The 6,503-nt window shown below is 53.6% G+C and carries 7 protein-coding genes; 4 read left to right on the forward strand and 3 right to left on the reverse strand.

Translation table 11 applies throughout. The annotated features are described in order from the left end of the window. Nucleotides 1–174 precede the first annotated feature (174 nt). Nucleotides 175–726 carry a PadR family transcriptional regulator gene (locus SFC07_RS06810; protein WP_411207470.1) on the forward strand — a complete coding sequence of 184 codons (552 nt, stop codon included), beginning with the start codon at nt 175–177 and terminating at the stop codon, nt 724–726. Here the strand turns inward: SFC07_RS06810 and SFC07_RS06815 are convergent. Then, complete coding sequence (locus SFC07_RS06815) at nt 723–2,042, reverse strand: MFS transporter (protein WP_411207471.1); 1,320 nt, start codon at nt 2,040–2,042, stop codon at nt 723–725. The two genes, SFC07_RS06810 and SFC07_RS06815, sit on opposite strands and share 4 nt — an antisense overlap. Nucleotides 2,043–2,261: 219 nt before the next feature. Continuing rightward, nucleotides 2,262–2,480, reverse strand: a complete 219-nt coding sequence (locus SFC07_RS06820; protein WP_411207472.1) for a heavy-metal-associated domain-containing protein — start codon at nt 2,478–2,480, stop codon at nt 2,262–2,264. 185 nt (nt 2,481–2,665) lie between these two features. Between SFC07_RS06820 and SFC07_RS06825 the strand changes: the two genes are divergently transcribed. Both SFC07_RS06825 and SFC07_RS06830 read left to right on the forward strand, forming a co-directional pair. Further along, nucleotides 2,666–3,049, forward strand: coding sequence for a thioredoxin family protein (locus tag SFC07_RS06825; RefSeq protein WP_411207473.1), 384 nt, complete (start codon nt 2,666–2,668; stop codon nt 3,047–3,049). A gap of 416 nt (nt 3,050–3,465) precedes the next feature. Further along, on the forward strand, nt 3,466–4,296 hold the full coding sequence (locus SFC07_RS06830; protein WP_411207474.1) for a PspA/IM30 family protein: 831 nt from the start codon (nt 3,466–3,468) through the stop codon (nt 4,294–4,296). Between the two features lie 59 nt (nt 4,297–4,355). On the opposite strand, the gene SFC07_RS06835 is transcribed toward SFC07_RS06830, so the two are convergent. Next, complete coding sequence (locus SFC07_RS06835) at nt 4,356–5,777, reverse strand: NYN domain-containing protein (protein ID WP_411207475.1); 1,422 nt, start codon at nt 5,775–5,777, stop codon at nt 4,356–4,358. Between the two features lie 190 nt (nt 5,778–5,967). Here SFC07_RS06835 and SFC07_RS06840 point away from each other — a divergent pair, with 190 nt between their 5' ends. Next, the gene (locus SFC07_RS06840; RefSeq protein ID WP_411207476.1) at nt 5,968–6,354 is read left to right on the forward strand and encodes a GntR family transcriptional regulator; all 387 of its coding nucleotides are present in this window, start codon (nt 5,968–5,970) and stop codon (nt 6,352–6,354) included. Nucleotides 6,355–6,503 lie beyond the last annotated feature (149 nt).

Consider the following 6,503-nt stretch of genomic DNA (forward strand, 5'->3'; position numbering starts at 1 on the left):
GCCCGGCAGTAAAAGCATAAGCAGCGTGCAGTCATTTAAGACTGCACGCTGCTTTAGTTATTTACCGATATATTCCAACCTGCGGAAACCCGCCAAACGGCAAAAGTCATTGACATAACGATATGTAAAGATATATCGTTAACTTTCAGTTTAACAACCCGAAAGAGGTACACCATGTACTACCAAGAACAACCAGAATGTGGCCACCGACGTGGCCGTCATCCACATCATGATCCCCGTCGCGATCATGATCGTCGCCATCATGGGAATCATCCAGGCCGGGGTCGAGGCGGACGCGCGGGGCGCGGAGATCTCCGCAATGTCATCTTGTCCATGCTGGAAACTGAATCCCTGCACGGCTATCAAATCATCACCATGATTAGTGAAAAAACTGAAGGCAATTGGAGTCCGAGCCCCGGAACTGTCTATCCCACCTTGTCGCTGCTGGAAGATGAGGGCCTTATTGTGATCTCCAATGATATGGGCCGCAAAATGGCACGACTGAGCGAAGCAGGCAAAGAGCTAGTGGCTGGGAATCGTGAAGAATGGTCGCAAATCCTTGAGGCTTATCGCGCCCCTCGCGCGGAGGATGGTCACGCTTATAATCTGCGGGCGGAATTCCATAAAGTGCGGGAAATAGTAAAAGCTGCCCCGCAGGATAAATCGGCAGAAATTGTCGACATCCTACGAAAGGCAGCTGCAGAAATTAAGAAGCTTTCTGACTAATCAGCCAGTGCCTTGCCCTTTTGCTCAGGCAGTGTAAATGCGGCGATGGCAGCCACCGCAAAGGCGGTGGCAAAAACAGCAAAAAGCACAATCGGGCCACCGAAGGCAATAATTGGAGGCACAATGAGTGGTGCAATGATTGAAGCAATGCGGCCAAAACCGGCGGCGGCGCCAGTTCCCGTACCACGGACATTGGTGGGATAAAGCTCAGGCCCAATGGCATAAAGTGCGCCCCATGCACCGAGGTTAAAGAAGGACAATAGGCAGCCGGCAACCAAAACCTGCCATTCGGCATCGGCAAGACCATAAAGCATGGCAGAAATTGCAGAACCGGCCAAGAAGGTAGCCAGTGTGCTGCGACGGCCCCACTTTTCAATAAGCCAAGCAGCAACCAGGTAACCCGGCAGCTGTGCCAGCGTAATGATCAACGTGAATTGGAAAGATTTCACCAGCGTGAAACCATCGGCAACCAGCAGCGATGGGATCCAGATGAAAGCTCCGTAGTAGGAGAGATTGATACAGAACCACACGATCCACAAGGCAACAGTGCGCTTGCGTAAGACATTGGACCAGATGGAAACGGAGTTTTCAGCCTCGGAATCGCGGTTCTCTGGAGGGGTGTTATCTAAGGTTTTGCCCTCGTCAAGAGCTGCACGCTCGAAGGATTCAACAATTTTCTCAGCTTCTTCGTGGCGATATTTCTTTTCCAAAAAGCGCACAGATTCTGGTAGTCCCAGGCGGACATAAACGGCATAAGCAGCAGGAACGCAGCCTAGCGCCAGCGCCCAACGCCAGCCATTATCGGAGGCGGTAACCACAAAGGTGCCGATGATTGCGGCGAGAATCCAACCCACAGCCCAAAAGGCTTCGAGGAGAACAACCATGCGACCGCGGACTTTGCGGGGGGAAAATTCGGAAATCAGGGTGGAAGCCACGGGCAGCTCAGCGCCCAAGCCGAGGCCGACAATAAAACGCAGCACCATGATCATGCCGAGGGAGATGGAGAGCGCGGAAGCGCCGGTGCCGATTCCGTAGATAAGAAGGGACAAAGCAAAAACTTGTCGACGTCCCAACTTGTCAGCAAGCAAGCCTCCAAGGGAGGCACCGATAGCCATGCCAACAAAACCAATAGATCCGAGTAGGGAGGTTTGGGTCGGGCTGAGGCTCCATTGCGTCGCAAGTGCAGCCATGACGAAGGAGATTAATCCGACATCCATCGCATCAAGGGCCCAACCGATGCTGGAACCACCGAGAAGTCTCTTGTGCTTTGAGGTGACTGGCAGGCGGTCGAGCCTGTCATTGCGTGTAAGTGTCATGTCCGGAAAGATTACTCTTTTTTGAGACAAAAGTGAGATTTAATCTCACCCTATGCCCGCGCACCTATATGGTGTGCTGGGGCAGGGGCCCGTCGAGAAGCGTGCTTTTATTAGGTGGTTGGATATTTTGCTGTATTTTCCGCCCGCAGCCAAAAGGTGTAACCAATAAAAAAGCCCCCTAAACGGGGGTGGGTTTTAAATAAATACCAATTTTAGTATTTAACAAGTGTCTTGATTGGGGACGACTTTGCAACCCGCAAGTTCGACAGCGGCGATGATGTCATCATCGCTAAAACCTTCGCCAGTGACAACAATGCGGCTATTGTCAATGTCAAAATCCACGCCTTGGGTGCCGGGCACAATGCTGATCTCATCCTCCACCGAGGCCACAGCATTCTCGCTGGTCAAACCCTCGACTTGGTAATTTTTTTGGCTCATAACTCCCTTTCTTGGCAAATAATCAATCCTAGCGGCACCTGTGGCAGGCAAGCAAAGCACTGTACGATGTGCAATGAGTCAGGCGGTACACGCAGAATCTAGGAAAAGATTCGGCGGGAATAACCTGTTACCGCTAAGAGTTGGTTTCTATAGAGACCATACAAATATTTGAACGGAGTTAAACCATGGCAACTATCGATGTAACAGAAGACACATTTGAGGAAACCGTTACCGGCGAGGGCATTGTCCTTGTTGATGCGTGGGCTTCTTGGTGCGGCCCTTGCCGCCAGTTCGCTCCAACCTACTCCAAGGTTTCTGAGGCGCACGAGGACGCTGTTTTTGCCAAGCTCGACACCGAGGCAAACCAGAGCCTGACCGCAGCTTTGGAAATTCAGTCCATCCCTACCCTGATGATCTTCCGCGACGGCATTATGGTCTTCCGCGAGGCTGGCACCATGCCAGCCCCTGCGCTGGATGATCTGGTTAACCAGGTTAAGGGTCTTGACATGGACGATGTTCGTCGTCAGATCGCTGAGCAGCAGGCACAGCAGGGTTCCGCGGAGGCTTAAATCCCATCCTAAGTGGGGTTTTAGTGGCTCCACTTTAGCGGTTTAATGGCCGAAAGGGGGCTGCCGACATTTGTCGGTAGTCCCCTTTTGCTGTGTCCATTTGTTGTGTCCATTTGTTGTGTCCATTTGGGGTGCGGGTGCCGGGGTTGCGGGTGCTGGGGTTGCGGGTGCTGGGCGGGGCAGGCGTTTGCGGGTGCGGGGGCGGTGCCGGGGTTGCGGGTGCCGTAGGGGTTCAAAGTCTCAGGGGCCTCAGGGTTGGCCCCCAAATCTGGGAGTTTGGGAGGTGGGCGGTCCAAACTTTGCGTAGACTGGGGATTTACCGAGTGAACCTCAGAGTGAATCTCGTTGGTTCCGCGAAATTTCTTCCAATTTTGATTTAAAGACCATCTCCACAAACCTTAGGGAAGTGACTGACAATGGCTAATCCGCTCAGCAAGGGCTGGAAGTACCTCATGGCATCTTTTGACAATAAAATTGATGAAAACGCCGATCCGAAGGTACAGATCCAGCAGGCTACCGAGGCTGCACAGCAGCAGCACCAGCAGATTATGCAGCATGCTTCGCAGATTATCGGCCAGCAAAAGCAGCTGGAAATGAAGCTGAATCGCCTGGTAACTGACCGCGATAAGCTGCAGGATCAGGCGCGTCAGGCTATTCAATTGGCTGATAAGGCTGCCGCAGAGGGCGATGCCACCAAGGCGCATGAATTTAACAACACCGCTGAGGTTTTTGCCTCCCAGCTGGTCGCGGTTGAGCAGCAGCTTGAGCAGACCACTGCGCTGCACCAGCAGGCTGAGGCTGCAGCCAAGGATGCTGTTGCGAAGTCCAAGGAGTCTGAGATGCGCCTTAAGGAGCAGATGTCTCAGATTGATGCCCTGCGTGCACAGGCTGACCAGGCAAAGATGCAGGAAACTGTCACCAAGTCCATGGATAGCCTTAACCAATTCGGTGGCAATGACGGTTCCGTCCCAACTCTCGACGCTGTCCGCGAAAAGATTGAGCGACGCTACACCGAGGCATTGGGTGCCCAGGAACTGACCCAAAACACTGTGAACGACCGCATGGCTGAGATCCAGCAGTCCGGCACCGACCTGCGCGCCGCCGCCCGCCTTGAGGAACTCCGCGCTGAAGCGCTGGGAACCGGAACCGGCGCCAAAGGGCAGTTGGAGGCAGGTGTCACCGACGCTGAGGAGCTTGTCGACGAAACCCCGGATGCATCTGAAGCAACCGACACCACCAAAAAGTAGCTCTTTTAAGCAAACCAATAGGCGGGACATCTCTGGTTGAGATGTCCCGCCTATTGGTTTTATTTATCGCGGTTGTTAAGCAAAACCGCACGAATTCCAGAATGGAATCCATCGCGTAGGCCGACACGCTGGGCTTCCGTCAGGGTGTACTCATGCAGGGTTTCACAAGCAAACTGCAAAAGCGGGCGATCAATCTCAGGTGGCAGGCCGCCACCGGACAATAGATGCGCCTGATCACGCTGGACGGCAGTGGCCGCATTGTCGAACCACCAGGATGCATATTGCTGGCCCACATCATATGGAGTTTGGAAACCAGCAGTTGCCCACACCTCATTTGGCAAAGGCACATAGCGCGAACGCAGTTTTCGACGTGGCGCCATCATGGAGGGGTTAGGAATTTTCGGCCTAGCCTCCTCAATCTGGTTTTCCACCTCGGATTCGTGTTCAGTCTGACGGTTCTGCTCCGCGCCAGTATTAGGGGTTGGAGCTTGGGGCTGTGCAGGCTGCTGTGGCTTGGTAGCACCTGGCTTTGGTGCTGCTACTTTTGCAGTCTTGGGTTCGGCGGAGGTTTCCGCTGCTACTGCAGGGGCTGCCGCGGTAGTAGATGCAGGGGCTGCCAGTGGAGGCTCGGCAATCCGCTGTTCTTGCTTATCAATGCTGCTTTGAGCTTCACATTGCTGATCTTCCAAAGCCTCAGATGGTTCACCCGGGCGTGGCGAGAACTTTTCGGAAACATCCGCGACATTTACCTCGGAAGTTTCTGCAGCGTTAGCACTGGTGCCGCCCTCGGTTAGAGTCTCAGCCACAGCAGCAGAATTTTTGACAGATTCTTTGACACCTGGGGTGGCAACACCTGGAACTGGAGTGAAGTCCAGATCTTCGATCGGCTCAGCATCACCAATTGGCTTTACACGGACAACAGGAGGGAGTGGCCCCTCCAGTACCTGCAGCTGCATGCAGTCTGCAAAGTCTTCTCGTGGATCCAGGATGGTGGTGGTATCGCAGCAGTGACGCAGCTGCGAGGACATTGAATCCCAGCCAAAACCATAAAGGTGTACACGCAAGCCAGCATTGGCTGCTTCTTGGACGCCAGGAATCATATCGGCGTCACCACTAACCAATACAATGTCGGAACATTGTCCGCGCACGCCGGCAAGAACCAGGTCAGCAACTAGACGGGTATCCACTGCTTTTTGGGTGCGCCTTTCGCCCCATTCAATGAGCTGTCCAGCACGAAGTTGCACACCATCGCAGGTTCGAAGGGCGCGCTGATAGCGGTGGGGACCGGAATCTGGGATTCCGTCGTACCACATTTGACGTTGAACTGGCTGTTTAAGTTGTTGCTCGATCATCCTTCCTAAAACCCCGACTACTTCGGGGAGGTCAATTTCTAATTGGGCACGTGCCCCTGTCTCCCAAGAGTTATAAAAGCTTGCGAGTAGGTAGGACGTGTCCACGAATACCTGTGTGCGTTCAAGCATGGCTCCTAATTCCGATTCTGTTGAGTTTTATTAATCTATTTATCCAAGCATGCCTTATATTGCGATTATGCGTCCATTTCTGGTGGATAAAGGCATCTGCATTGTTAAAGAAAGCATAAGTCGGTGTCGCGTGAGGCGCGTGTGAAGGGTGCAACACCTGATAGGGTTAGTTACATAAGTAGCTAACCCAATGAAGGAAATCGTGGCTGAAGTTAACGTTCCGCTATTCCGCCAAATTGCCACTCTTATAGAGGACGCAATTGTTGATGGCACGCTCCGCGCAGATCAGCGCGCTCCCTCCACCAACGAGCTCGCCGCCTTCCACAGCATTAATCCCGCCACCGCCCGCAAAGGGCTTGCCCTCTTAGTTGAAGCGGGAGTCCTCCTAAAAAAGCGTGGGCTCGGAATGTTTGTCACCGAGCAAGCTACCGATCTCATTCTGGAACGCCGGCGTGCAGAATTTGCCGCCGCCTTCCTCGTTCCCCTCGTTGACGAGTCCATCAAGCTCGGCCTTAGCCGCTCCCATGTGCATGCGCTCCTCGACCAAGTTGCGGAAAGTCGGGGCCTTTACCGCTAATAATGCTTTTCGACGACGCCCTGCGGGGCTGTGACCTGCGCATTTGAAAACATTCTGGAGTGTGTGTAACTTAGTGGAAGTCGCCGCGACCGACAACGCCCCGCCACAGTGTGGTTGATGAGGCGGAAAGGAAAACAAGCGGATAAAAC

Source organism: Corynebacterium callunae (assembly GCF_046592015.1).
GTDB classification, from domain to species: Bacteria; Actinomycetota; Actinomycetes; order Mycobacteriales; family Mycobacteriaceae; genus Corynebacterium; species Corynebacterium callunae_A.

What these genes read in the sequence shown, in the direction of transcription:
- SFC07_RS06825 (WP_411207473.1), top strand. Translation starts at nt 2,666, where the DNA reads ATGGCAACTATCGATGTAACAGAAGACACATTTGAGGAAACCGTTACC.
- SFC07_RS06835 (WP_411207475.1), bottom strand. Translation starts at nt 5,777, where the DNA reads ATGCTTGAACGCACACAGGTATTCGTGGACACGTCCTACCTACTCGCA.
- SFC07_RS06815 (WP_411207471.1), bottom strand. Translation starts at nt 2,042, where the DNA reads ATGACACTTACACGCAATGACAGGCTCGACCGCCTGCCAGTCACCTCA.
- SFC07_RS06840 (WP_411207476.1), top strand. Translation starts at nt 5,968, where the DNA reads ATGAAGGAAATCGTGGCTGAAGTTAACGTTCCGCTATTCCGCCAAATT.
- SFC07_RS06820 (WP_411207472.1), bottom strand. Translation starts at nt 2,480, where the DNA reads ATGAGCCAAAAAAATTACCAAGTCGAGGGTTTGACCAGCGAGAATGCT.
- SFC07_RS06830 (WP_411207474.1), top strand. Translation starts at nt 3,466, where the DNA reads ATGGCTAATCCGCTCAGCAAGGGCTGGAAGTACCTCATGGCATCTTTT.
- SFC07_RS06810 (WP_411207470.1), top strand. Translation starts at nt 175, where the DNA reads ATGTACTACCAAGAACAACCAGAATGTGGCCACCGACGTGGCCGTCAT.